At 71.8% G+C, this 22,792-nt stretch carries 24 protein-coding genes and 1 riboswitch; of the genes, 11 read left to right on the top strand and 13 right to left on the bottom strand.

What is annotated here, in order from left to right; all coding sequences use genetic code 11:
- Nucleotides 1-3 precede the first annotated feature (3 nt).
- Nucleotides 4-1,728, bottom strand: coding sequence for a hypothetical protein (locus OQ02_RS32415; RefSeq protein ID WP_033442463.1), 1,725 nt, complete (start codon nucleotides 1,726-1,728; stop codon nucleotides 4-6).
- A gap of 14 nt (nucleotides 1,729-1,742) precedes the next feature.
- Nucleotides 1,743-2,495 (bottom strand): hypothetical protein, encoded by a 753-nt coding sequence (locus OQ02_RS41530; protein ID WP_051773066.1) that lies wholly within the window; start codon nucleotides 2,493-2,495, stop codon nucleotides 1,743-1,745.
- Between the two features lie 36 nt (nucleotides 2,496-2,531).
- Between OQ02_RS41530 and OQ02_RS32405 the strand changes: the two genes are divergently transcribed.
- Entirely contained in the window at nucleotides 2,532-3,062 is a 531-nt protein-coding gene (locus OQ02_RS32405; RefSeq protein ID WP_033442462.1) for a hypothetical protein, read from the top strand.
- Nucleotides 3,063-3,228: 166 nt separating this feature from the next.
- Here the strand turns inward: OQ02_RS32405 and OQ02_RS32400 are convergent, their stop codons facing one another.
- Genes OQ02_RS32400 through OQ02_RS32390 form a run of 3 tightly spaced genes read right to left on the bottom strand, consistent with a single transcriptional unit; the run spans nucleotide 3,229 to nucleotide 6,036 of the window.
- Complete coding sequence (locus tag OQ02_RS32400; RefSeq protein WP_033442461.1) at nucleotides 3,229-3,822, bottom strand: TetR/AcrR family transcriptional regulator; 594 nt, start codon at nucleotides 3,820-3,822, stop codon at nucleotides 3,229-3,231.
- Nucleotides 3,823-3,879: 57 nt separating this feature from the next.
- A complete protein-coding gene (locus OQ02_RS32395) occupies nucleotides 3,880-5,415 on the bottom strand; it encodes an MDR family MFS transporter (RefSeq protein WP_033442460.1) in 1,536 nt (511 codons plus the stop codon).
- Between the two features lie 12 nt (nucleotides 5,416-5,427).
- Entirely contained in the window at nucleotides 5,428-6,036 is a 609-nt protein-coding gene (locus OQ02_RS32390; RefSeq protein WP_033442459.1) for a TetR/AcrR family transcriptional regulator, read from the bottom strand.
- A gap of 187 nt (nucleotides 6,037-6,223) precedes the next feature.
- Between OQ02_RS32390 and OQ02_RS32385 the strand changes: the two genes are divergently transcribed.
- Nucleotides 6,224-6,505: an isoamylase early set domain-containing protein gene (locus OQ02_RS32385; RefSeq protein ID WP_033442458.1), complete on the top strand. Its 282-nt coding sequence runs from the start codon at nucleotides 6,224-6,226 to the stop codon at nucleotides 6,503-6,505.
- A gap of 5 nt (nucleotides 6,506-6,510) precedes the next feature.
- Here the strand turns inward: OQ02_RS32385 and OQ02_RS32380 are convergent, their stop codons facing one another.
- Together OQ02_RS32380 and OQ02_RS32375 are read right to left on the bottom strand one after the other, a co-directional pair.
- Nucleotides 6,511-7,908: a carotenoid oxygenase family protein gene (locus OQ02_RS32380; RefSeq protein ID WP_051773065.1), complete on the bottom strand. Its 1,398-nt coding sequence runs from the start codon at nucleotides 7,906-7,908 to the stop codon at nucleotides 6,511-6,513.
- Between the two features lie 63 nt (nucleotides 7,909-7,971).
- Nucleotides 7,972-8,286: a winged helix-turn-helix transcriptional regulator gene (locus OQ02_RS32375; protein ID WP_033442456.1), complete on the bottom strand. Its 315-nt coding sequence runs from the start codon at nucleotides 8,284-8,286 to the stop codon at nucleotides 7,972-7,974.
- A gap of 97 nt (nucleotides 8,287-8,383) precedes the next feature.
- On the opposite strand from OQ02_RS32375, the gene OQ02_RS32370 reads away from it, so the two are divergent.
- From OQ02_RS32370 to OQ02_RS32360, 3 genes are all read left to right on the top strand, one after another.
- Complete coding sequence (locus tag OQ02_RS32370) at nucleotides 8,384-8,983, top strand: NADPH-dependent F420 reductase (RefSeq protein WP_033442455.1); 600 nt, start codon at nucleotides 8,384-8,386, stop codon at nucleotides 8,981-8,983.
- 42 nt (nucleotides 8,984-9,025) lie between these two features.
- On the top strand, nucleotides 9,026-9,949 hold the full coding sequence (gene pip, locus OQ02_RS32365) for a prolyl aminopeptidase (RefSeq protein ID WP_033442454.1): 924 nt from the start codon (nucleotides 9,026-9,028) through the stop codon (nucleotides 9,947-9,949).
- A 74-nt stretch (nucleotides 9,950-10,023) separates the two neighbouring features.
- Entirely contained in the window at nucleotides 10,024-10,833 is an 810-nt protein-coding gene (locus tag OQ02_RS32360; protein WP_033442453.1) for a Clp protease N-terminal domain-containing protein, read from the top strand.
- Here the strand turns inward: OQ02_RS32360 and glyA are convergent.
- Nucleotides 10,809-12,065, bottom strand: a complete 1,257-nt coding sequence (gene glyA, locus OQ02_RS32355) for a serine hydroxymethyltransferase (RefSeq protein WP_033442452.1) — start codon at nucleotides 12,063-12,065, stop codon at nucleotides 10,809-10,811. The genes OQ02_RS32360 and glyA overlap by 25 nt on opposite strands.
- 28 nt (nucleotides 12,066-12,093) lie before the next feature.
- A riboswitch (ZMP/ZTP riboswitch) is annotated at nucleotides 12,094-12,180 on the bottom strand.
- A gap of 279 nt (nucleotides 12,181-12,459) precedes the next feature.
- On the opposite strand from glyA, the gene OQ02_RS32350 reads away from it, so the two are divergent.
- Nucleotides 12,460-13,320, top strand: coding sequence for a hypothetical protein (locus OQ02_RS32350; protein ID WP_033442451.1), 861 nt, complete (start codon nucleotides 12,460-12,462; stop codon nucleotides 13,318-13,320).
- A complete protein-coding gene (locus OQ02_RS32345; protein WP_033442450.1) occupies nucleotides 13,317-13,976 on the top strand; it encodes an extensin family protein in 660 nt (219 codons plus the stop codon). The genes OQ02_RS32350 and OQ02_RS32345 overlap by 4 nt, the downstream gene beginning before the upstream one ends.
- 132 nt (nucleotides 13,977-14,108) lie before the next feature.
- Here OQ02_RS32345 and OQ02_RS32340 read toward each other — a convergent pair whose 3' ends face one another.
- The 4 genes from OQ02_RS32340 to OQ02_RS32325 all read right to left on the bottom strand — a co-directional run bounded on the left by OQ02_RS32340 (nucleotide 14,109) and on the right by OQ02_RS32325 (nucleotide 18,139).
- Nucleotides 14,109-15,467: an MFS transporter gene (locus OQ02_RS32340; protein WP_033442449.1), complete on the bottom strand. Its 1,359-nt coding sequence runs from the start codon at nucleotides 15,465-15,467 to the stop codon at nucleotides 14,109-14,111.
- A 137-nt stretch (nucleotides 15,468-15,604) separates the two neighbouring features.
- Nucleotides 15,605-16,105, bottom strand: coding sequence for a DinB family protein (locus OQ02_RS32335; RefSeq protein ID WP_231500320.1), 501 nt, complete (start codon nucleotides 16,103-16,105; stop codon nucleotides 15,605-15,607).
- Between the two features lie 41 nt (nucleotides 16,106-16,146).
- Entirely contained in the window at nucleotides 16,147-17,139 is a 993-nt protein-coding gene (gene ligD, locus OQ02_RS32330) for a non-homologous end-joining DNA ligase (protein WP_231500319.1), read from the bottom strand.
- A 166-nt stretch (nucleotides 17,140-17,305) separates the two neighbouring features.
- The gene (locus tag OQ02_RS32325) at nucleotides 17,306-18,139 is read right to left on the bottom strand and encodes a helix-turn-helix domain-containing GNAT family N-acetyltransferase (protein ID WP_033442448.1); all 834 of its coding nucleotides are present in this window, start codon (nucleotides 18,137-18,139) and stop codon (nucleotides 17,306-17,308) included.
- Between the two features lie 99 nt (nucleotides 18,140-18,238).
- Here OQ02_RS32325 and OQ02_RS32320 point away from each other — a divergent pair, with 99 nt between their 5' ends.
- The 3 genes from OQ02_RS32320 (at nucleotide 18,239) to OQ02_RS32310 (ending at nucleotide 21,154) form a co-directional block, all read left to right on the top strand.
- Nucleotides 18,239-19,552, top strand: coding sequence for an FAD-dependent oxidoreductase (locus OQ02_RS32320; protein WP_033442447.1), 1,314 nt, complete (start codon nucleotides 18,239-18,241; stop codon nucleotides 19,550-19,552).
- A gap of 89 nt (nucleotides 19,553-19,641) precedes the next feature.
- A complete protein-coding gene (locus OQ02_RS40375; protein ID WP_331281565.1) occupies nucleotides 19,642-20,769 on the top strand; it encodes an MFS transporter in 1,128 nt (375 codons plus the stop codon).
- A 31-nt stretch (nucleotides 20,770-20,800) separates the two neighbouring features.
- Nucleotides 20,801-21,154 (top strand): MmcQ/YjbR family DNA-binding protein, encoded by a 354-nt coding sequence (locus tag OQ02_RS32310; RefSeq protein ID WP_033442446.1) that lies wholly within the window; start codon nucleotides 20,801-20,803, stop codon nucleotides 21,152-21,154.
- A 4-nt stretch (nucleotides 21,155-21,158) separates the two neighbouring features.
- On the opposite strand, the gene OQ02_RS32305 is transcribed toward OQ02_RS32310, so the two are convergent.
- Nucleotides 21,159-21,818 carry an arsenate reductase ArsC gene (locus tag OQ02_RS32305; RefSeq protein WP_033442445.1) on the bottom strand — a complete coding sequence of 220 codons (660 nt, stop codon included), beginning with the start codon at nucleotides 21,816-21,818 and terminating at the stop codon, nucleotides 21,159-21,161.
- Nucleotides 21,819-21,931: 113 nt separating this feature from the next.
- Here OQ02_RS32305 and OQ02_RS32300 point away from each other — a divergent pair, with 113 nt between their 5' ends.
- Entirely contained in the window at nucleotides 21,932-22,627 is a 696-nt protein-coding gene (locus tag OQ02_RS32300; protein ID WP_033442444.1) for an arsenate reductase/protein-tyrosine-phosphatase family protein, read from the top strand.
- Nucleotides 22,628-22,792 lie beyond the last annotated feature (165 nt).

Genomic DNA, 22,792 nt, shown 5'->3' with positions numbered 1-22,792 from the left:
TCGTCAGCCGGTGATGTCCACGTCTCCCGTCAGCGATCCGGACTGGAGCACGGGCCCGCTCAGCGTGCCGCCCTCGGCGACGGTGACCGTGTTGACGGTGTTGTTGACGACCGACTGGACCTGCTGGTCGAAGGACGCCGTGTGGTAGCCGGCCGTCCGGAGGATCTCCGACACGGCGAGCGTCACCCTGGTGCGCAGGAGGTGCGTGTAGCGCTCGATGTCGGCCTGCTGGAAGTAGCTGTGCACCTCGGTGTCGGCCGCCATCTCCCGCAGCGTCAGCAGCGACCCGTACTTGTCCGCGTCCACCCGACCCCGGTCCGGCGGGAGGGGACGCGGGCGGGTCGCCAGCCGCACCACCCGGGAGAGCGTGCTCGCGGGCAGCAGGACCAGGTCCATGAGCGCACGGCCCACCGGCACCCACGCCGAAGCGGGCTCCGAGTCGACGGACTTCAACTCGGCGCTGACGGGCCGCAGCACGCACGGCGTCCACTCCAGGTAGAGCGTGGAGTCGTCCATCGCCACGTGCACGAAGACGGACAGCACCAGGTCGCGGTCCCACGTCTCGACGGAGAACCGGCGGTAGAACCGGGACCACTCGAGCGGGCTGTCGCGGAGTTCGTGCGCGTGCGAACGGGGCACGTGCGTGTACGGCGGCACACCCGGGCGCTGGAGGTAGGGCGCCGAGGCCGGGTAGCGCAGGTGGTCGACCAGGCCCTCCGCGGAGACGACCACGTAGTCGTCCACGCCGAGCGCTCCCAGTCGACCGCTGGGTGAGAGCAGGGACGCGGCACGCAGGTCGGTCACCTTGCTCGTGATGCCGTCCAGGAGCGTCGCGGTGTCGAGCGACCCGCCGGCCGGCCGGTCCTCGGAGCGGCGTTCGAGGGGCACGGCGACGGTCCACGGTTCATGGATGTCACCGGCGCCGACGAACGGGTTGTAGCCGCGGTGCACCAGGAGCGGGACCAGGTCGTCCTCTTCGGACACCCCGGGAGCGAGGCGCAGCACGGTGCCGTGGCGCTGGTCGATGCGTGCGGCCAACCCCGGTGCCAGGCGCAGCAGAGCACGGTCGAACGGGCGTCCGGCGCCGCGGCGCAGCGGCCCGAAGCGTTCGGTCACGTGCTGGGCGATGGCCAGGCGGTTGGCCAGCAGCACCATGAACGCCAACGCGAGCAGCACCAGGCCCGTCACGTCCTCGAACGCGTCCTCCGCGAGGCTTTCGGCGCCGCCCGTGGTGCCGATCGTGCTGATCACCGGGCCGAGCGAGAAGAGGACGGTGAGGAAGGCGACCGCGGTGCGGACGGGACGGACGCGGCGTGCGGTGCCGTTCCGCTCCCGCGTCGCGCGCCAGAGGCGGACGAGCTTCGGCAGGCTCAGCACCAGGGCGGCGGTGATCCACAACACGGACAGCGGGAGGGCGAAGACGAACGTCAAGCCCAGCAGCACCAGCACGAGCACGTCGACCACGTCCGTGCGCAGCCTGGCGGCGAGCGCCTCGGTGAGCACGGCCGCGGTGTCCACGCCGGGAGCGGGTGCGGCCGGGCGGGTCGGCTCGACCAGCAGTTCGCGCAGGGCCGCGTCGGCGAAGTCGCGGCTGAGGTGGGCCGCGGCGCTCAGGTGGCGCGTCCCCTCGTCGCGCTCGGCGCCCACATCGGGCCCGGTGTGCTCGTGGGGCTCGGTGTGCTCGTGGGGCTCGGGTTGCCGCGCCCACCTCGTGTCGGCCAGGACCATGTCGCTGTCGCTCCTCAGGGGGTGTCGCTGTGGTCGATCATGGTGTCGAGCAACCGCGCGGCCTCGGCCCACCGGCTCTGCGGGGCTTCGGCGACCAGGACGTACTCGATGCCCTTCACCCGCCAGTGGCGCGAGCGGGACTGGCGGGCCTCACCGCCGGACGTCCGGTACTGGAATTCCCAGTCGACGGCGTCGCGACCGTCGTGCGTGGTCTCCTCCAGCGTCACGGTCCGGTAGCCGGACCGGCGGGACGCGGTGTCGTCGGCGGCCAGCGTGATCGTCTCCAGGAGGCCGTACGGCTCCGGCGCGGCACCGCCGAACCGCACCTCGACGTCGGCGTCCAGCTGGTTCTTCGCCACGACGCTGCCCGGGTTGCCGCTCGACGAGACGGCGAACGAGTTCGGCAGCACGGTGACGAGGCCTTCCGGCCCGGTGTACCTGTAGTACCCGGCCGGTGTGCCACTGGGTCTGGTGCCGGTCGTCGTCGTGTACCGCGTGGAGGTGGGACGCGTGGTGGTGGGCCACGACTCCGACGTCGTCGTGCCGGCTGAGGCGTACGGAGTCGGATCGGGCTCGAACAGCGGGGGGACGTAGATCGTCCCGAGGCCGAGGCCCAGGCTCACCACCAGGCACGGCAGCGCCACCGCCGCGGCGAACCCGAGGGAACCCGGCACCGTCGGCCGCCGCGCCCGTTCGGGATCCTGTTCGCCGGGGCGCTGCTCTGCCGAGCCTTTCTCGGCTATGTTCGCGCCGAGCGGATCGTTCATGGAAACCTTCTCCCGAACCGAGAATCGGAGGTCGACGTGGAGAATCGAATCGGCATCGCCGATGCCGTCGCCGAGCGCTGGGCCGAGGTGGCCGAGGCCGAGCGGCAGTGGACGGCGGAACCGTCCCGGGAGGCCGCCGACCGGCTGGCGGCGAGCCTCCTCGCGGTCGCGGACACCTGCCGCTCGGTGACGCGCGACGGTGACCTGGAGATCGCCGGCCCGGCCCAGTTCGCCGAGTGCGCGAGGGTCGCCGGGCGACTGTCCGAAGTGGAACCCGCCGACGCGGACCTGGCCCGGCGTGCGCGGGCGCTGATCGAGCAGGTCCGGCACGGGCAGACTTTCCGCTGGTACGACCCGGTGCGCACGGCGGCGCTGTGTGCGGCCGGCGTGATCGTCGCGTTCGGCGGTGCGGCGCTCGGCGGGGACAGCGAGGACGTGGCGATGGTCGTGCTGGCCTCGGTCCTGGGCAGCGCGCTGATCTTCACCACCATCCTCACCGCCCGACGGCCGGTGTGGCGGGTGCACGCCGAGCAGATCGCGCCGATGGTCCGCCGACACGGGCTGTGACCCGACGACAGCGCGGACCGAACGCCGCTCACCACCACTTCGCGAACCGCTCAGCTCGACCTGGAATCCACGCGTTTCGCCGCGATGATGGCACAGGGGAACAGCGGTCGACCCGCACAAATTCGGAGAGCGCGGAAAACGCCCCCGAAGGTGTCACCACTTCGCATTAATGCGGAAAGCGATCAGCGAAACCCGCGTCCAGCCGGTCGATCATCACACCGATCAGGTCGGACAGCTGGGGCCGCTCGGCGGCGTCCAGCCACCAGCCGACGACGACCCGCAGCGTCGCCATCACGGCGGCGGCGAACATCATCGGGTAGAGGTCGGCGGCCGGGTCGACGCCGACCCGTGCGGCCACGACGGCGGCCAGCTCCCGTTCCTGCACGGTGAAGGCCGCGACCTGGTGCGGCAGCAAGGCGGGCGTCCGGCGCAGGACGCGCAGCTGCGCCACCCGTTCGGGGTCGATCCGCTCGGGCACGACGTCGATCAGGGCGGCGTGCAGCGCACGCAACACCGGTTCACCCGCGGGGCGACCGGCGAAGGCCTGGACGAACGCGGCGGCGGTGGCGACGTCACCGGCGACGACGGCTTCCTCTTTGGAGGAGAAGTAGTTGAAGAACGTGCGGAGGGAGACGCCGGCCTCGTTCGCCACCTGTTCGACTGTCACCCCGTCGAGGCCGTGCTCGACGCACAGTCGCAGTGCGGCATCGGCCAGCGCCGTGCGAGTGGCCAGCTTCTTGCGTTCACGCAGTCCTGACACGCGCGGAAGTGTCGCACCTGTCCGGTGATTACCCGGACAGGCGCGACACCCGTGTCTTCAGTGGTTGTCCGCCATCTCGGCGGCCAACCGCTCGTCACCGCTGAGCGTCTTGAGCGGCTTCTCCTTGATGAACAGCACCGCGACCAGCGCGAGCACCGCGATCGGCGCGCCGATCAGGAACAGCTCGGCCGTGGCCGTGGCGTAGATCTCGCGCATGACCACCCGCACCGGCTCGGGCAGCAGCGCCAGGTCGGGCACGGTCGCCTCGGCGCCGTCGGGCGCCGGGCCGAACTTCTCCTCGCTCAGGCCGGTCACCCGGTTGGCGAGCACCGCGCCCAACGCGCTCACGCCGATCGCGCCGCCGAGGCTGCGGAAGAACGTGAGGGTGGACGTGGTCGCGCCGAGGTCGCGGGCCGGCACGTCGTTCTGCGCGGCCAGCACCAGGTTCTGCATGAGCAGACCGACGCCGACGCCCAGCACGGCCATGTGCACGCTGACCATGAACACGCTCGTGTTCGCGTCGATCGTGGCCAGCAGCAGCATGCCGCCGACCATGATCACCCCACCGGCGACCAGGAAGGCCTTCCACTTGCCCCACTTGGTGATCAGCTGCCCGGCGACGGTGGACGACACCAGCAGGCCGAAGATCAGCGGCAGGCTCATCAGGCCCGCCTGGGTCGGCGTCTTGCCCAGGCCGATCTGGAAGTACTGGGACAGGAACACCGTTCCGCCGAACATCGCGACGCCGACGAGGGCGCTGGCCAGCGTCGTCATCGCGACCGTGCGGTTGGCGAAGATGCTCAGCGGCACGATCGGGTCCGCCGCCCGCGACTCCACCCAGACCGCCAGGGCCAGCAGCACCACGCCGACCGCGACCAGCAGCGCGGTCCACGCCGAGGCCCACTCGAACTGGTGGCCGGCCAACGTCGACCAGACCAGCAACGTGGACACGCCACCGACGATCAGCGCCGCGCCCAGGTAGTCGATCTTGACTTCCTTGCGCACCACCGGGAGCTTCAGCGTGCGCTGGAGCAACATGATCGAGGCGAGCGTGAACGGCACGCCGATGAAGAAGCACCAGCGCCAGCCCAGCCACGAGGTGTCCACGAGGACGCCGCCGATGAGCGGCCCGGCGACGGTGCCGACACCGAAGACGGCGCCGAAGATGCCCGCGTAGCGACCCATCTCGCGCGGCGGGATCATCGCCGCCATCACGATCGTCGCCAACGCCGTCATACCGCCCGCGCCGAGGCCCTGGACGATCCGGCTGGCGATCAGCACCTCGACGTTCGGGGAGAACCCGGCGATGAGCGAGCCCACCGCGAACAGGCCGAGCGAGAGCTGGATCAGCAGCTTGCGGCTGTAGAGGTCGGCGAGCTTGCCCCACAGCGGCACGGTCGCCGTCATGGCCAGCAGCTCGGTCGTGACGACCCAGGTGTAGACGGACTGCGAGCCGTGCAGGTCGGCGATGATGCGCGGGAGCGCGTTCGAGACGATGGTCGAGGCCAGGATCGACACGAACATGCCGAGCATCAGGCCGGACATGGCTTGCATGACGTCCCGGCGCGAGGTCGTGCCGGTTTCGGTGGACATCGGATCCCCCAGTTAGTCGCGGTGTGGTTCGGCGAGCCCGTGAGCGAGCATGTCGACGGCTTCGGCGAGCAGGACGTGCAACGGCGTGGCGGTGCCCGCCCACCGGGCGATGGCCACCCGGAACGCCGCGCCCGCGGCAGCGCCCAGCAGCAGCGGGTAGGTGTCGTCGGCGGGCAGCCCCACCCGTTCGGCGATCCCCGCGACCAGCTCGCGCTCGACCACCTCACCGCCGGAGAACACCTTCGCCAGCAGCACGGGGTGCTGCTGCACCACGCGCATCCGCTGCAACCAGAGTTCGCGGTCGTCCGCCAGTTCCGCGGCGACCTCGGCCAACAAAGCGTCGCGCACCGCCGCCGCGGCGGACAGCTCCGCGGGCGCGGCGAGCACGCGTGCGCGCATGCGGGGTCCGGCCTCCGGGTCGGGTCCGAGGACGGCGTCTTCCTTGCCGGCGAAGTAGTTGAAGAACGTCCGCGGCGAAACCCCCGCTGCGGCGCTGATGTCCTCGACGGTCACGTGATCGAGACCGTGCTCGGCGACCAGCCGCACCGCGGCGTGCCCCAAAGCCGTCCGGGTCTGCCGCTTCTTGCGGCCACGAAGCCCTTCGGCCGCCTGCGTGCTCACCCGATCAGCGTAAAGAAAAACATGCACGTCCTGCAAGTTTGCAGACCGTGCACACTTGTGATCCCTCTCTCAGCCGTCATCCCCGGCAGGGCACGTCACCCCGACGCGTGACCGTCTACTTCGAACAGCCACACCGCGCCGGCCGCTAGGGTGCCCGGAAGGCAAGATCGACCTTTGAGGGAGAACGATGCTCCGCAGCACTCGCCTCTTCGGCCCGAAGCGCCGCGTCACCTTCTCGCTACCACTCGACCAGCCGCACGGCCCGGTGAGCGTGGTCGGCACCTTCAACGGCTGGACCCCCGGCGTGCACGAGCTGGTACCCCGCCGCGACGGCACGCGCACCGTCACCGTGATCCTCCCGCCGGGCACGCACCGCTTCCGCTACCTGGCCGACGGCGGCCTCTGGTTCGACGACACCGACGTACCCCACGTCGACCACGACGGCTGCGTGATCACGATCGAAGCCTGAGCCCGTCAGGTGGCGGCGGTGAACTGGCCGTGGAAGCCGAACGGGATCGCGTGCGGCACGTCGGCCCGCGCGACCTCCTCGAACGTGGCCGCGTCGAGCACCAGCAAGCCGGACCGACCCGCGTCCGCGTCCAGCACCACGGACAGCAGCACGCCGTCGTCCTCGGCCCGCGCCCCGGGCGCCGCGACGAACACCGGCTCACCGGGGTAGCGGCCGGGTTCGTGCCACCGGATCGTCCGTCCACTTCGGACGTCGAGCTTGACCAGCTGGTTGAGGAAGTCGCGCGTGCCGTTGTCGTGCGCGCCGACGCCGTAGGCGTACCGGTACTCGCGGCCGTTGTGCGTCCCGTAGGCGATGCGCGGCAGCTCCAGCGAGTCCCCCGCAAGCCGCCGCGACCGGACGCCGCCACCGGACAGGTCCACCTCGTACCGCGTCGGGAACGCCAGCGGCAGCTCCGCGTCGCCGCGCACCCGGTCCAGGTACAGCGCGTCGACCACGGTCGAGTCCGGGTACGCGGCGACGTCCACGACCACCCCGCCGTCCACGTCGTAGGCGTTGATGTGGTGGAAGGCGAAGAACGCGTCGGTGCGCTCGTCCGCGACCACCGCGCCGTCCCGCTGGTCCACCACCAGGAAGCGGGTGCCCAGGTCCGGCCGCCACCGGTAGTTCTCGATGAACGGCCGGGCGCGCAGCAGCAGTGACAGCGGGTTGACCACGAGCGGGAACACGGCCAGCACGACGTGCCGCTCGGTGATGGCGAAGCTGTGCAGGTAGCCGGGGCGATCGGTGGGCAGGGACGCGATCGGCTCGCGGGCCGGCCCGCGTTGCCGGTAGATCCGGTAGGCGCTGCGCCTGCCGAACTTCAGCACGTAGTTGACCAGGTCGCCGGTCAGCGGCGCGCGGTGCGGGTGCGCGGTCGTGACGTGGCCGTCGAGCGCGTCGCCGTGGTCGGCGAGGCCGACGGTGGCGAGCGTGGTCCGGTCGAACTCCACCGCGATCGGCGTCTCGGTGAGCGCGAAGTCCCGGTCACCGTCGGAGGTCACGTTCACGTTGGCGTTCGACGTGCGGCGCAGTCGGGGGTGGGTGAAGAAGCGGCTGAAGATCGAGCGGCACGGGTCGGTGGCGAACTCGCCGTACGCGATGTGCCCGTCCCGCCGCGCGGCGAGGTAGGACGGCGTCTCCAGGTACCGGTTGCGGTAGGTGACCGCGCCCTCGGCGAAGCCGAACCGGTGCAGCATCGCCAGGCCGTCGAACCAGTGGCGGAACGAGCCCTTGTCGGTCTCGAACTTCGCGGGCCCGTTGCGCACCAACGTGCCGGCCAGCCACGGTGGCAGCTCGCCGCGCACCTCCAGCTCGACGTCGACCTCCTGGCCGAGGGTCTGGAACCCGGCTCGCACGCCCATCACGACCCCTCTCCACGACGGCGTTGCACGACAAGGTTACAAAACGCCGTTTTACTTCAGCCGTCAAGCCTGGAGGATCTCGTCGCCGCGCTCGTGCGCCCACCGGCCGAGCGCGTCGAGCGGGTCGAGCAGGCTGCGCCCGAGGTCGGTGAGCCCGTACTCGACGCGGTCGCGCCCCGCGTTGCGGGACACCAGCCCGGACGCCTCCAACCGGCGTACGGTCTCGGTGAGCACCTTCGGCCGGATGCCGCCGATCTCGCGGCGCAGGTCGGACGGGCGGCGCGGGCCGTGCCGCAACGCGTGCAGCACCACCGGGTTCCAGGTGTTGGCGAGCAGGTCGAACGCCTGCCGCGCGCGGCAGTCGGCGAGGAAGGTCACGAGCGGTCCCCCTGTGCGGTGGACACCATTCGGTGCCCGTCGGGCTCTCTAGCGTCGGTCCCAGCCAATCACTTCGGCCGGAGATCGAGGGAGAGACGTGCGGATCGGTGTGCTGGGGTCGGGCGGGATGGCCGACGCGTTGGGCGGTCGGTGGGTCGAGGCGGGGCACGAGGTGGTGATCGGCGGGCGTTCGCGCGAGCGCTCGGCGGAGCTGGCGTCGAGGATCGGCGCGCAGGCCGGGACGCCCGAGGACGCGGTGGCGTTCGGGGACGCGGTGCTGCTCGCCGTGCCGGCGGCGGTCGCGGCCGATGTGCTGGGGCACGCACCGGGCCGGGTGGTGGTCGACTGCACCAACTCGGTGGTGCCGGGTCGGTTCGTGCTGGACGAGCCGCGTGCCGCGGCACGGCTCGCGGCGGCGTCCGGCGCGCACGTGGTGAAGGCGTTCAACCTGTGCCACGTCGACGTGTGGCGCCGGCCGTCGTTGACGTTCGAGGGGCGGCCACTCGGCGTGCCGATGTGCGGCGACTCGGCCGACGCGCTGGGCGTCGTGGCGGAGCTGGCGCGGTCGATCGGGTGCGCGCCGGTGGACGGCGGGCCGTTGGAGCGCGCCGAGCTGCTGGAGGCGATGACCGCGTTCGCGATCGGGTTGTGGATCGGCGGCACGGACGTGAGGGCGATGTTCCCACCGAGTCCGTAAGCGCTAATATAACAGCACTGTTGCATCCGTGAGGGAGGAACCGTGCTGTACCCGGAGATCGAGCCGTACGACCACGGCATGCTCGACGTCGGCGACGGGCACCACGTGTACTGGGAGGTGTGCGGCAACCCGGACGGCAAACCCGCGGTGGTCCTCCACGGGGGTCCGGGCTCCGGCTGCACCTCCAACGCCCGCCGCTACTTCGACCCCACCGCCTACCGCGTCGTGCTGTTCGACCAGCGGGGCTGCGGCCGGAGCACACCGCACGCCGGTCAGCCGGTGGTCGACCTGTCCACCAACACCACCGACCACCTGATCGGCGATCTCGAACGACTGCGCGAGCACCTCGGGATCGACCGGTGGCTCGTGTTCGCCGCGTCGTGGGGATCGGTCCTCGGCCTCGTGTACGCGGAACGCTTCCCGCACCACGTGTCGGAGATGGTCCACGCGGGCGTGGCGACCGGCCGACGGTCGGAGACGGACCTGTTGACCACCGGTCTGGCGCCGATGTTCCCGGAGGCGCACGCCCGGTTCCGCGAGTTGGCGCCGACGGGCGATCCCGCGGCGGGATACCTGGAGCTGCTCCTGTCCCCCGACCCGGTCGTGCACCACCGGGCGGCCGGCGAGTGGTGCGCGTGGGAGGACGCGATCCAGCCCTTGACGACCGGCGGACTGCGGTTCGACCCCCCGAAGCAGGCGTTGGCCTTCGCACGGCTGGTCACCCATTACTGGGCACACGGTTCGTGGCTCCCGGAAGGGATCGTCCTCGACGAAGCGTGGAAGCTCGCGGGCATTCCGGGCGTGATCGTTCAAGGAGAACTCGACCTGGGAAATCTGGTCGGCACGCCGTTCCAGCTCGCGCACGCGTGGCCGGACGCCGAGCTGATCCTCGTCCCCTCGACCGCGCACGGCGGCAGTGACGCGATGACCGAAGCGAGGGTCGCCGCTACGGACAAATTCCGGTAACGCCTGGAAACTCGGTGCGATGCTGTGATTGGAGCGGGGTAGCCGCGATTCGCGGCGAGGTGCACGCACGGGGGGTGCCGGTGCCGGACAGGTTCACCGAGAGCGCGCGCAAGGTCTCCGTGTTGGCACTCCAAGAGGCGCTCAGCCTCGACCACAGCGCCATCGGCACCGAGCACCTCCTCCTGGGCCTGATCGGCGAAGGCGGCGCGGCGGCATCGGTGCTGAAGTCGTTCGGCATGTCGTTGTCGAGCTGCCGGGCGCACGTGCGGAGGATCGACGGCCTGGGCACCTCCCCCGTGCGCGGCCACCTGCCGTTCACCCCCGGCGCGAAGCGCGCCCTGGCCTACGCGGTGCGGGAATCCCTGGCGCTGGGCCACCTGCACGTCGACACGGGCCACCTGCTGCTCGGCGTCCTCGCCGAATCCGACGGGATCGCGCTCGACGTGCTGACCGGTTCCGGCTTGTCCCCCACCGACGTCCGGGACCGCGCGTTCGCCGCCCTGGCCGGGATCGAACTCCAACCCACCCAACGTCAGGCACGCCTGTTCCTCAGCTACCGCCGCCCGCAGGACCTCCACCTCGCGGGACGCATCGCCGACCGGCTGGACGACATCGGCCGGGCGATCGTGGGCAACGTGGCCGAGTGCGACGTGCTGCTGGCCGTGGTCGGCCCGGACTGGACGCCGACCGACCTGATGCGCGCGGAGGTTGAACGCGCGGCCGAACTGGCCGTGCCGGTGATCCCGGTGCTGGTCGACGGGGCCGAACTGCCCGTCGACCAGCTGCCGGGACCGGATCACGTCACCGTCCGCCACGAGACGTTCCGGGCGGACGTCGGCCGGTTGGCCGACGTGGTCCGCTACGCCCAGCCGGGCATCGGGTAGCCCGCCATCAGGTCGGCCACCTCGGCCGCGATCCGGTCCAGCGCCTGCTCGTCCTGCGCCGCGAGGATCGCCCGCTCGATCCACTCCGCGATCTGCGGCATGTGATCCGGCGTGAGGCCGCGGGTGGTGATCGCGGCCGTGCCGAGTCGCACCCCGGAGGGGTCGAACGGCTTGCGCGGGTCGAACGGGACGGTGTTGTAGTTCGCCTCGATCCCCGCCCGGTCCAGCGCCTTCGCGGCGGGCTTCCCCCCGACGCCCTTGCCGGTCACGTCCACCAGGATCAGGTGGTTGTCGGTGCCACCGGAGACCAGGTCGAAGCCCCGGTCCAGCAGCGCGGCGGCCAACGACCGGGCGTTCTGCACGACCGCGTGCGCGTAGAGGCCGAAGGACGGGTCCAACGCCTCGCCGAGCGCGACCGCGATGGCCGCCGTCGTGTGGTTGTGCGGACCGCCTTGCAAGCCGGGGAACACGGCCTTGTCGATGGCCTTCGCGTGCGCGGCGTCGGTGAGGATCATCGCGCCGCGCGGCCCGCGCAACGTCTTGTGCGTGGTCGTGGTGATCACCTGGGCGTGCCCGACCGGTGACGGGTGCGCGCCGCCCGCGATCAGGCCGGCGATGTGCGCGATGTCGGCCGCGAGCACCGCGCCGACCTCGTTCGCGATCTCGGCGAACGCGGGGAAGTCGATGGTGCGCGGGATGGCCGTGCCGCCGCAGAAGATGACCTTCGGGCGTTCGGCGCGGGCGAGGTCGCGGACCTGGTCGAGGTCGACCACCCCGGTTTCCTTGCGCACGCCGTACTGCACGCTGCGGAACCACTTGCCGGTGGCCGAGACGCCCCAGCCGTGGGTGAGGTGGCCGCCGGCCGGGAGAGCCATGCCCATGACCGCGTCACCGGGGTCCAGGAACGCCATGTAGACGGCCAGGTTCGCCGGGGAGCCGGAGTACGGCTGGACGTTCGCGTGGTCGGCGCCGAACAGGGCCTTCGCCCGCCCGATCGCCAACTCCTCCACCGGGTCGACCACCTGCTGGCCCTCGTAGTACCGGCGGCCCGCGTAGCCCTCGGAGTACTTGTTGGTCAGCACCGAGCCGGTGGCTTCCAGCACGGCGGTCGAGACGTAGTTCTCCGAGGCGATCAGCCGGACCTTCTCGAACTGGCGGCGGGCCTCGGCCTGGACCAGGCGGGCGACCTCGGGGTCGGCACCGGTCAACGACGGGATGGCGGGTTCGTGCACGACGACCTCCACGCGCGCGGGGGCGCTGCCGTAGCACCCAGGCGCGCGGTGCGATCCGGCTCAACGCTCCCCGGTGGTCTGTCCCACCCTCCGCACGCCAGTCGCGAACGACCGGATCGTACGCCCGCACGCCCCGCCGCACCACGGAGTTGCGACAGGCCGCACACCCGCGCGGCACCTGCCACACCGAACCTCTGCCGCACAACACCGCACCGCACAACACGGGCCGAACAGCAGCCGCCGCGCTGTCCGGCCGCGCCAGGTTTGGGCGGAATGGACCATTGCCGCGACGAACGGCCGGCCCAATACTCGGGGTTGGAAACTATCGGGTTGGAAACCTTCCAACCGTCCCTGCACCACGTCAGCACTTCCCCCTGCCCCCGAAAGGACTGACGTGCTCGATCGGCGAACGTTCGTGCTGGGTGCTGCCGCTTCCGCGGCCCTCGCCAGCGCACTACCGGCCCACGCGGCTGCCTCGGCACCCGCGTCGGGCGCTACACCGGACACAGCCACCCCGGACAAGACCGCCGGCGTCTTCGCCGCGGCTGACGGCACCCCGCTGCTCCTGACCCACCGCGACGACCAGTGGGTGCTCGTCGACGAGGGCGGTTCGGTGCGCATCACCACCGGCCTCGCGGGCGCCGACCTGGTGGACGTCACCAGCGACGGGACCACGTTCATCGCCGTCGGCGCGGTGAGCGGCGACCCCATCGCCACCATCTGGGAATCCACCGACGGCATCGCGTGGCACGAGGTGCGCCGCCTGCACGGCGTCCGCTCGGAGTTCACCGCCGTCGGCGGCGGCCTGGCCCTCGGCTCCGTCGTCAAGCACGAGCGCGCTTCGGTGGTCCGCATCGCCGCGCGCCGCACCGCGAACGGCTGGACCACCGTGCGGGTGCGCGGGCTGGAGTGGACCGACGGCCTGTCCGCCACCGCTGTCGCCGCGACCGCCGACGGCTGGATCGTCGCGGCCGTCGACATCTCCGGCACCGTCCTGCACACGTCGCGCGACGGCGTCAGCTGGACCACCCGCCCCCGCCTGGACGACGTGGCGGTGCGCGGGCTGACCGCGGTGGACGGCCGCGTGCACTGGGTCGGCAACGAGATCGTCGACGCCACCCCGCTCGCCGGCGTGCTGGACGCCGGCACCACCCGACCGGACGTGCCGGCGGACGCGAAGGCACTGGGTGTCGCGGGCACCCGGTCCGGCTGGCTCACCGGCGGCCGACTGATCACCGCGGAGGCGACCCGATGATCACGTTCAGCCGGATCGACGGCACCCCCGTCTACTACTGGCGTTCCAGCCGCGGCAACACGACCCTGCGCAACTGGCAGGCGACACAGGGCTTCTACGACTCCCTGGTGCTGTGGATCCGGGACCTGCGGTCGTTGTCGTCGGCGTACGGCAGCATCACGTACCTGGTGTCGGCGGGCTTCTACGTGAACAAGCCCGGCCAGCACGGCGCGGGCACCGCGATGGACCTCGACTACGTCCGGTGGAGCGGCGGGCAGGTCTCGTCGCCGCTCGACCAGCACCACGCGTCCGGCACCCTCGCCACCCGGCGCCGGTACCTGGCGGTGGACGCGGCGTGCCGGCGGCGGTTCCGGTACGTGCTGGACGGCTGGTACAACTCCGCCCACGCCGACCACATCCACTCCGACTTCGGCGGCCTGCCGGTCCGCTGCGTGACGGGTTCGGACAGCGACACGAAGTTCGTGCAGTCGCTGTGCAACAACTTCATGAGCTCGGGCCTGGTGGTGGACGGCATCTGGGGCCCGAAGACCGACAGCGCGTTCACCACGGCCAAGTCCCGGCTCGGTGTCACGGGCGACCCGCACACCAGCAGCTCGGCGTGGCAGACGTTCCTGTCCGCCGCGGCGCGCCGGGGGTTCGCGAACCAGGCGTTCTGACGTAGACGGGCCCGCGAGTCGCCTCGCGGGCCCGTCTTAGGCCTGCACACCGGCCCGTCGACCGGCAATCCGTTGCGCGGCACCCTGTTGACGGACAACCCGTTACGCGGCATTTCGTCGCGCGGCAATCCCTTACGCGGCAACCCGGTTCCGGCCTACCCACCCGCTCGCCACGATCAGCAGGCCGACGACCGTCGCGATCACCGGCACCGCCAGCGCGCGGTGGAAGCCCTCCAGCAACCCGGCCTCCCCCACGCTCAGCGACGCGGCCACACCCAGGCCGAGCGCGCCGCCGAACTGGAACGACGTGTTCCAGATGCCACCGGCCAGCCCTTGCTCCTCATCCGCGACGCCGTCCACCGCGACGATCGTCAACGGGCCGTAAACCAGGGTGAACGCCACCCCGAGCAGCACCATGGTCGGGAACATCCCGGTCCAGTAGCCGGCGTCGGCGGGGATGCCGAGGAACAGCGCGTACGCGACGAGCGCGACCGCGAAGCCGGCGGACAGGACCTTGTAGTTGCCGAACCGCTCGACCAATTTTGGCGTCAGGGTCGGGGCGAGCACCGAGTCGATGGCGATCACCAGGAGGGCGAGCCCGGTCTCCAACGGCGTCCAGCCGCGCAGGTCCTGCAGGTACAGCACGGTGATGAACTGGAAGCCGACGAACGACCCGGCGAACAGGATGGTGGCCAGGTTGGCCCGCACCAGGTTCCCGCTCCGGAAGATGCCCAGCCGGATCAGCGGCGCGCTGGACCTCCGTTCGACGACCACGAACACCGCCAGCAGCACGATGCCGAGCGCCGCGGTCAGCACCGTCTCGCCGAGCGGGACCTCCGGGGCCACCACCACCGTGTAGACCACGCCGACCGCACCGAGCGTCAGGGTGACCGCGCCCAGGACGTCGAAGCCCTGGCCGGTCCGTGCCTGCGCCTCGTCGTGCGCGATCAGCCTGACCGCCAAGACGAGGATCACCGTGGCGAGGACGACCGGGACGAAGAACACCCAGCGCCAGCCGAGCGCGGTCAGCAGGCCGCCGACGACGAGGCCGAGCGAGAAGCCGCCCGCCGCGGTGGCCGCGTACCAGAGCAGGGCGCGGTTGCGCAGCGGTCCCGCGGCGAAGCTGGTGGTGATCAAGGACAGCCCGGCGGGCGTCATGAACGCGGCGGCGAGACCGGTCATCGCGCGGGCGGTGATCAGCATCCAGCCTTCGGTGGCCAGGCCGCCGAGGCCGGAGAACACGACGAACACGGTCAGCCACAGGACGAACATCCGGCGGCGGCCGAACAGGTCCGCGGCGCGACCGCCGAGCAGCATGAAACCGCCGTACGCGAGCACGTAGGCGCTGATGACCCACTGGAGTTCGCCCGGCGCCATGCCGAGGTCCGCCCTGATCGCGGGGAGGGCGACACCGAGCATCGACACGTCGACGCCTTCGAGGAAGATCGAGCCGCACAGCACGAACAGCAGTGCGCGGGCGCGCGGGGTCATGCGGGTTGGGCCACCGTCGACCGGCGGGCTCTGCGATGTCGTGTGCACTTCGCTCCTTGGTCCGTGTCTTGCATGCACATGCATCCTCTGTCATGTGCGGCGGACGCGGAAGAAGGCACTTTGAAGTCACCTGGTGGTCAGCGGGGCCCTAACCCCGTCTTCCCGTCCAGCAACTCACGCGCGGCGTCGAGGTGACCGGCGTGGCGTGCGGTTTCCTCGATCATGTGCAGGACGATCCGACGCAGGTCCGTGGTCTCGTCCCCCAACGAACCCGGGTGGCGCCCGACCGGGGCCGCGGACAACGGCGTGGACGCGAGCGCGACGTCGGACCGCTCGCACTGCTCCCGGTAGAACGCGAACACCTCCGACGGCGATCTCGGTGTGGTGAACGGCTCGGGGTCGACCCACGGCAGCGGATCGGCGTGCCCGGCGAGGATCTGCTGGAACCAGTGCCGCTCGGCGTAGCCCAGGTGTTCGACCATGGCCAGCGGTGTCCAGCCCGAGGGCAGGACCGGGGTCGTCAACGCTTCGTCGTCGAGTCCTTCCAGGATCGCCAACACCGCACCGCGCTGCGCGTCCAGGAACATCGTCAACGCGCTCTTCTCCTCGTCCACCTCGGCCCCCGTCGTCCGGATCACGTGATCGCCGGGAAGTTAACAGGCACCACCGACAATTCCGGTCAGCCCGACGCCGGGGGCGGCATCGCGACGTCCGCGGGGTCCTTGTCCGGCCGCAGCCCGCGCCACGACGAGTGCCGCAGCCGACCGTCCGCCGTCCACGTCCGGAACTCGACCTCGCCGACCAGTTCGGGCCGCACCCAGTGCGCGCGGCGTGCCTGGTCGAGCGGCACCGGGCCGGCGAACGGCGACGCCGTGCGGGCCAGTGGCAGCAGCCGTTCCCGGAGGTCGCGCAGCGCCGCGTCGGTGAAACCGGTGCCGACCTTGCCGACGTACCGGAGCCCGTCGTCGGTCGGCACGCCGAGCAGCAGCGACCCGACCGTGCCCGCGCGGCGACCGTCACCGGGCCGCCAGCCGCCGACCAACACCTCCTGCGTGCGCACCAACGGCACCTTCACCCACGCCGTCGACCGACGTCCGGGCTCGTAGCGGGAGGTGACCCGTTTGGCGACCACGCCTTCGAGCCCGTAGTCCTGGGCCACCGCCAGCACGTCCCGACCGTCCACGTCGGTGAACGACGGTGGCGCGCGCACCTCGTTCCGGCCGCTCAGGCCGAGCGCCGCCAGCTCCTCGCGGCGGGTCGAGTACGGCTCGCCGAGCAGCGACCGGCCGTCCAGGTGCAGGAGGTCGAACACGTAGTAGACGACGGGCACGCGGGCGAGCAGCTCGCCACCGGGGCGCGCGACGTGCATGCGGGACTGCAGGCGGCCGAAATCCGGTTGCTTCCGTGCGCCGAGAGCGACGATCTCCCCGTCCAGGACGGCGTCCCGGTCACCCAGGAGTGACGACAGCGCGCGGACTTCCGGGTAGGTCGCGGACACCTCCAGGTCGTTGCGGGTCAGCACCCGCACCCGCCCGCCGCGCACGTAGGCGACCGCCCGGACACCGTCCCACTTGAACTCGAACGCCCAGCCCGTGCCCACCGGGAGCGCGCCCGACGAGGCCAGCATGGGCCTGATCAGCTCGGGGAACCCCGACTCGGCGCGCAACGGCATGCGACCGTCCCTTGTAGACGGACATTCGCGCCAAGTGTCACCCCGGCGGCCCGGTGCCGCACGTCGGAGGTGCGGGCCGGGCCTGTTCCGAGCGTCGAATTCGGGGGTTCCGAACGTAGGACACGGTGGTTCTGAACGTTGGACTCACGGGTTCTGAACGTTGGACTCACTGGGGTTTGCGGCGTTCGAGCATGACGGTGTCGCGCCACGTGCCGTGGTGCTGGGCGATGCGTTCGCGGACGCCGACGGTGCGGAAGCCCGCCGAGTGGTGCAGGGCGATGCTGGCCCGGTTCTCCGGGAAGATGCCGGTCTGGAGGGTCCACAGGTCGCCCCCGTCGGCGGCGGTGACCTGCCGGTGCAGCAACGCCTTGCCCACGCCGCGCCCCCGGAAGCCCTCGCCCACGTACACCGAGTTCTCGGCCACGCCGGAGTAGCACTCGCGGGTGGACACCGGGGTGACGGCGGCCCAGCCGGCGACCTGGCCGTCCACGACCGCCACCCAGCGGTGGTCGGGGAGCCACTTGGACTCGAGCGCGCGGCGGCTCGGTGTCTCGGTCTCGAAGGTGGCGTTGCCGGTGGCGATGCCCTCGCCGTAGATCCGGCGCACGTCCGCCCAGTCCTCCTCGCGCAGGGCGCGGACGGTCACGTCGGGAGGCAGGTCGGTAGGGCAGCACGGCCGGGTGACGATCGTGCCCATCACCGCGTCGGCGGCGTGCGGCAGGCCGGTGCAGCACGCCGCGTTGACCGATACGAGGGTCGCGGTGCCCTCCTTGCGCAGCCGGACGAAGCCCACGTCGGCGAGTTTCCGCAGGTGGTGCGAGCACGTCGACTGGCTCACGCCGACCGCCTCGGTGAGCGCGCCGACGGTAATCTCGCCGGGATGGATGGCGACGGTGTGCAGCAGCCGCACTCTCGTCGGGTCGGCCAGGCAGGCGAACCACTCCGCGTACGTGGTGGCGTCCTCCGGCGCGAGGCCTGGGGTGGGCAGCAGCGTCGTCATGGGCCCAGACTATCGACAAACACCGATGGTTGCATCTATCTACGTTCCTCGATACATTCTCCTCGTTCGATCGATGAACCCCGATGAAAGAGGTGTCTGGTGGACGAGCTCTCCGTGGTCGTGGTCGGTGCGGGGCCGGTCGGGTTGGCCGCGGCGGCCCACCTGCTTGAGCGCGGGTTGAGGCCGTTGGTGCTGGAAGCGGGCCCGCAGGCGGGTGCGGCGGTGGCGCAGTGGCGGCACGTCCGACTGTTCTCGCAGTGGTCCGAGCTGATCGACCCGGCCGCTCGCCGGCTGCTGGAGCCGACGGGGTGGCGTGCGCCCGACCCGGCCGGCTACCCGACCGGTGAGGAGTGGGCGGCGGAGTACCTGGTGCCGTTGGCGCGGGCGCTCGGCGACCACGTCCGGGTGAACGCACGGGTGGTCGGGGTCGCCCGCCGGGGACGGGACCGGGTCGTGGACGCCGGCCGTGACAGCGAGCCGCTGACGGTGCACGTCGAGGGCGGCGAGCGGATCACCGCCCGCGCCCTGGTCGACGCGTCGGGCACGTGGGGCGTGCCGAACCCGCTGGGCGGCGACGGGCTGCCGGCCGCCGGCGAGGCGGAGGCCTCGGACCGGATCGGCTACCGCGTGCCGGACGTGGTGGGCGAGCGGGCGCGGTACGCGGGCAAGCGGATCGCGGTGGCGGGCAGCGGGCACTCCGCGCTCACCGCCCTGGTCGCGCTGGCGGACCTGGCCGAGCGGCACCCCGATACGAAGATCACGTGGTTGCTGCGGCGCGGCGCGGTCGGTGCCGTGTTCGGCGGCGGCGAGGCGGACCAGCTGCCGGCGCGCGGCGCGTTGGGGCTCAAGGCGAAGGAAGCGGCGAAGGCCGGGCACGTCGAGGTGGTCACCGGGTTCCGCACGGCGGCGGTCGAGCGTGACGGCGAGCGCCTGGTGCTGGTGTCGCAGGACGGGCACCGGCTCGAACCGGTGGACGAGGTCGTGTCGCTGACCGGGTTCCGGCCGGACCACTCGTGGCAGTCCGAGGTGCGGCTGGACCTCGACCCGGTGCTCCAGGCGCCCACCAAGCTCGCCCCGCTCATCGACCCGAACGCGCACTCGTGCGGCACCGTCTACCCGCACGGCGCGAACGAGCTGCGGCACCCCGAGCCGGGCGTCTACCTGGTGGGCATGAAGAGCTACGGCCGCGCGCCGACGTTCCTCGCGCTGACCGGGTACGAGCAGGTGCGCAGCGTGGTCGCCGAGATCGCGGGCGACCACGAGTCGGCCGCGAAGGTCGAGCTGACGCTGCCGGAGACCGGCGTGTGCGGCGGGTCCGGCGTGTTCGACGTGGCGAAGCCGGAGTCGTCGGGCTGCTGCGGCGGCCTGCCGGTGGCGGACCTGACCCTCACCGCGCCGGGTGCGCGGGTCTGAGGTGGCGGGGCCCGGCGTGATCGAGGGGCACGCCGGGCCCCGCCGCGTGCTGGTGGTGCTGTGCCTGACGCAGATCACCAGCTGGGGGGGTGCTGTTCTACGGCTTCCCGGTGCTGGCACCGGCCATCGCGGCCGACCGTGGTTGGTCCGGCGCGGCGGTGACCGGCGCGTTCTCGGTGGCGCTGCTGGTCAGCGCCGTGGTCGGGGTGCCGGTCGGGCGGCTGCTCGACCGGCACGGCCCCCGCCTGGTGATGACGGTCGGGTCGGTGCTGGCGGTCGCGGCGCTGGGGGTGGTCGCGTCGGCGCGGTCCCTGGCGTGGTTCTACGCGGGGTGGGTGCTGGTCGGGGTGGCGATGGCCGGGGTGCTGTACCAGCCCGCGTTCGCCGCCCTGACCCGCTGGCACGGCGCGGAACGCCGGGTGGCCGCGCTGACCGTCGTGACGTTGGCGGGTGGGCTGGCGAGCACGGTGTTCGCACCGCTCACCGACGCGCTGGCCGGGCACTTCAGCTGGCGGGAGACGTACCTGGTGCTCGCCGCGCTGCTGGCCGTGCTCACGGTGCCCGCGCACCTGTTCGGGCTGCGGCTGCCGTGGCCCGCCCACCCGGCGGCGGCGGACGGGAGCCGGCCGACCACGATCGCGCGCAGCCGTCCGTTCGTGCTGCTCGTGGTCTCGATGAGCATCGGCGCGCTGGCCGTCTACGGGATCGTCGTCGCTCTCGTGCCGCTGTTCGTGGAACGGGGCGTCTCCCCCACCACCGCCGCCTGGGCCCTCGGCTTGAGCGGTGTCGGCCAGGTTCTCGGACGCCTCGGCTACGGGCGTCTGGTGGCGAGGTTCGGCGTGAAGGCCCGAACCGCGGGCGTCCTGTCCGCGGCGGCGATCACGACCCTCCTCTTGGGACTGGTACCCGGTCCGGCGGTCGCGCTGGTCGCCGCCGCCGTCCTGGCGGGGACCGTCCGGGGCGTCTTCACGCTCACCCAGGCCACCGCCATCTCCGACCGCTGGGGCACCGCCCACTACGGCCGGCTCAGCGGTGTCCTCCACGCACCGCTGACCGTCACCGCCGCCGTCGCACCGTGGGCCGCGATCGCGCTCGCGGGGCCGCTGGGCGGGTACCCGGCGGTGTTCACCCTGCTCGCGGTGATCGGACTGGTCGCGGCGGCGATCTCCCTCAAGTCCGTGCCGTCCCGACGGGAGACCTACCCCGACGGGACCTAAACTGAGGAGCAGGACGTCTCAGGGGGCTGCGGTGGCTGTGGGTAGTGACGAGTTCTTCCGGGTGGTGGACGCGCTCGCCGACGTCGAACGCGCGGAGAGCGGGCAGTACAGCTCGTTCAGCGTGCGCGGCAAGCGGTTCGGCTACTACTGGCCGCGCACGCAGACGGTCGGCCTGAAGCAGACCATCTCGGAACAGCTCGCGCTGGTGGCCGAGCGGCCGGACGTCTTCGAGGAGCAGTTCACGTCCGGCGGCTTCGGCTGGGTCGTCGTCCACCTCGAGGGCGTCGAGGCCGACGAGTTGGCCGAGCTGGTCTTCGAGGCGTGGCGGCTGTCCGCGCCCGAGGAGCTGATCGCCCTGGTGCCCGACCCTGCCCGAGCCGGCTGACGGTTCAGGCGATCGGCACGTCCAGGTCGGCGAGCAGGGCGCGCACCCGGCGTTCGATCTCGTCGCGCACCGGGCGGACGTCGGCCACGTCCCTGCCCTCCGGGTCGTCCAGGGTCCAGTCCAGGTAGCGCTTGCCGGGGTGGACGGGGCACGCGTCGCCGCAGCCCATCGTGACCACGACGTCGGCGGCGCGGACGATCTCGTCGGTCCACGGCTTGGGGAACTCGCCGGTGATGTCGATCCCGCGTTCGGCCATCGCCGCGACCGCGGACGGGTTGATCTCGTAGCCCGGCTCGGAGCCGCCGGACCACGCCACCGCCGCGTCCCCGGCGAGGTGTCGGAAGAAGCCCAGCGCCATCTGGCTGCGACCGGCGTTGTGCACGCACAGGAACAGCACGGTCGGCTTGCCGTCCTGGTGGTGGCCTTCCACCCGCGCCAGGGCTTGCAGGCGTTGGCGGGCGAACCGCTCGGCCAGCAGCGGCAGGTAGTTCGGGACGGTGCTGTGCGCGGCGAACCGGTCGTAGCTGGAGTGCAGGAACCGCTCGATCGTCTCCGCGCCGAACACCCCGTCGAACGACTCCCGCAGCCGGACGGCGGAGGTGCGCAGGGCGAGCTGCTGGTCGACGCTCAGGTCATGGCGGCGGTGCTCGCCGGTCTCGGTCATCGTCCCGGTCCTCCGGTCATATCGCTCAAGCTTCATTGACTCAATAGTGGTTGAGCAATATGGCCGGCGTCAACACGTTGACTGCGTGAACCCGCTCAAGCATGATTGAGTCAATGACTACTGACTGGCCTTCGGGCACCGTGGCCCGTGCCCGCGTGCACGCGGCCCTCGGCGAGCCCGCGCGGCTCGCCCTGGTCGACCTGCTCGTGCTCGGCGACGCCTCGCCCGGCGAGGTCGGTCGCAAGCTCGGGCTGCCGAGCAACCTGCTCGCCCACCACGTGAAGCTGCTCGAACAGGCGGGCGTGGTGGAGCGGTCCCGGTCGGAGGGCGACCACCGGCGCACCTACCTGCGCCTGCGCACCTCCGCCCTGGCCGACCTCGTGCCGACCGGGCTGCGGCAGGCGCCTCGGGTGGTGTTCGTGTGCAGCCACAACTCGGCACGCTCACAGCTGGCCGCCGCGCTGTGGAAGAAGAGCAGCGCCGTACCGGCTGCGAGCGCGGGCACCCGACCGGCCGAACGGGTCCACCCGCTGGCCGTCGCCACCGCCCGCACGCACGGCCTGTCGCTGCACCGCGCCCGCCCGCACCACCTGGACGACGTGCTGCGCCCCGACGACCTGGTCGTCGCGGTCTGCGACAACGCGCACGAAGAACTCGAAGACTCACCGCACACCGCCCGGCTGCACTGGTCCGTACCCGACCCGGCCGCCGTCGGCACCGAGGACGCGTTCGACATCGCCTACCGCGACCTCGCCGACCGCGTCGAACGCCTCGTGCCCGCCGTCCGCCCCGCCACCGAGGAATCCTGAATGCCCCGCCCGTTGTCCCACCGGCTGGTGGCCGAGTACCTCGGCAGCCTGCTCCTCGCCGCCCTGGTGATCGGCTCCGGCATCGCCGCCCAACGCCTCTCCCCCGGCGACGTCGGCCTGCAACTGCTGGAGAACGCCGCCGCGACCGCCGTCGGCCTCTACGCC

The sequence above is a fragment of the Saccharothrix sp. NRRL B-16314 genome, assembly GCF_000716595.1.
Lineage (GTDB): Bacteria > Actinomycetota > Actinomycetes > Mycobacteriales > Pseudonocardiaceae > Actinosynnema.
Note: the sequence above shows the minus strand (reverse complement) of the source record. Positions and strands in the feature narration are given on the sequence as shown.

Excerpts from the sequence above, each read along its gene's own strand:
- OQ02_RS32395 (WP_033442460.1), bottom strand. The coding sequence starts at position 5,415 with ATGTCCACCGAAACCGGCACGACCTCGCGCCGGGACGTCATGCAAGCC.
- OQ02_RS32325 (WP_033442448.1), bottom strand. The coding sequence starts at position 18,139 with ATGACGACGCTGCTGCCCACCCCAGGCCTCGCGCCGGAGGACGCCACC.
- OQ02_RS41530 (WP_051773066.1), bottom strand. The coding sequence starts at position 2,495 with ATGAACGATCCGCTCGGCGCGAACATAGCCGAGAAAGGCTCGGCAGAG.
- OQ02_RS32305 (WP_033442445.1), bottom strand. The coding sequence starts at position 21,818 with ATGACCGAGACCGGCGAGCACCGCCGCCATGACCTGAGCGTCGACCAG.
- OQ02_RS32300 (WP_033442444.1), top strand. The coding sequence starts at position 21,932 with ATGACTACTGACTGGCCTTCGGGCACCGTGGCCCGTGCCCGCGTGCAC.
- OQ02_RS32345 (WP_033442450.1), top strand. The coding sequence starts at position 13,317 with ATGATCACGTTCAGCCGGATCGACGGCACCCCCGTCTACTACTGGCGT.
- OQ02_RS32340 (WP_033442449.1), bottom strand. The coding sequence starts at position 15,467 with ATGACCCCGCGCGCCCGCGCACTGCTGTTCGTGCTGTGCGGCTCGATC.
- OQ02_RS32385 (WP_033442458.1), top strand. The coding sequence starts at position 6,224 with ATGCTCCGCAGCACTCGCCTCTTCGGCCCGAAGCGCCGCGTCACCTTC.
- OQ02_RS32380 (WP_051773065.1), bottom strand. The coding sequence starts at position 7,908 with ATGGGCGTGCGAGCCGGGTTCCAGACCCTCGGCCAGGAGGTCGACGTC.
- OQ02_RS32415 (WP_033442463.1), bottom strand. The coding sequence starts at position 1,728 with ATGGTCCTGGCCGACACGAGGTGGGCGCGGCAACCCGAGCCCCACGAG.
- ligD (WP_231500319.1), bottom strand. The coding sequence starts at position 17,139 with ATGCCGTTGCGCGCCGAGTCGGGGTTCCCCGAGCTGATCAGGCCCATG.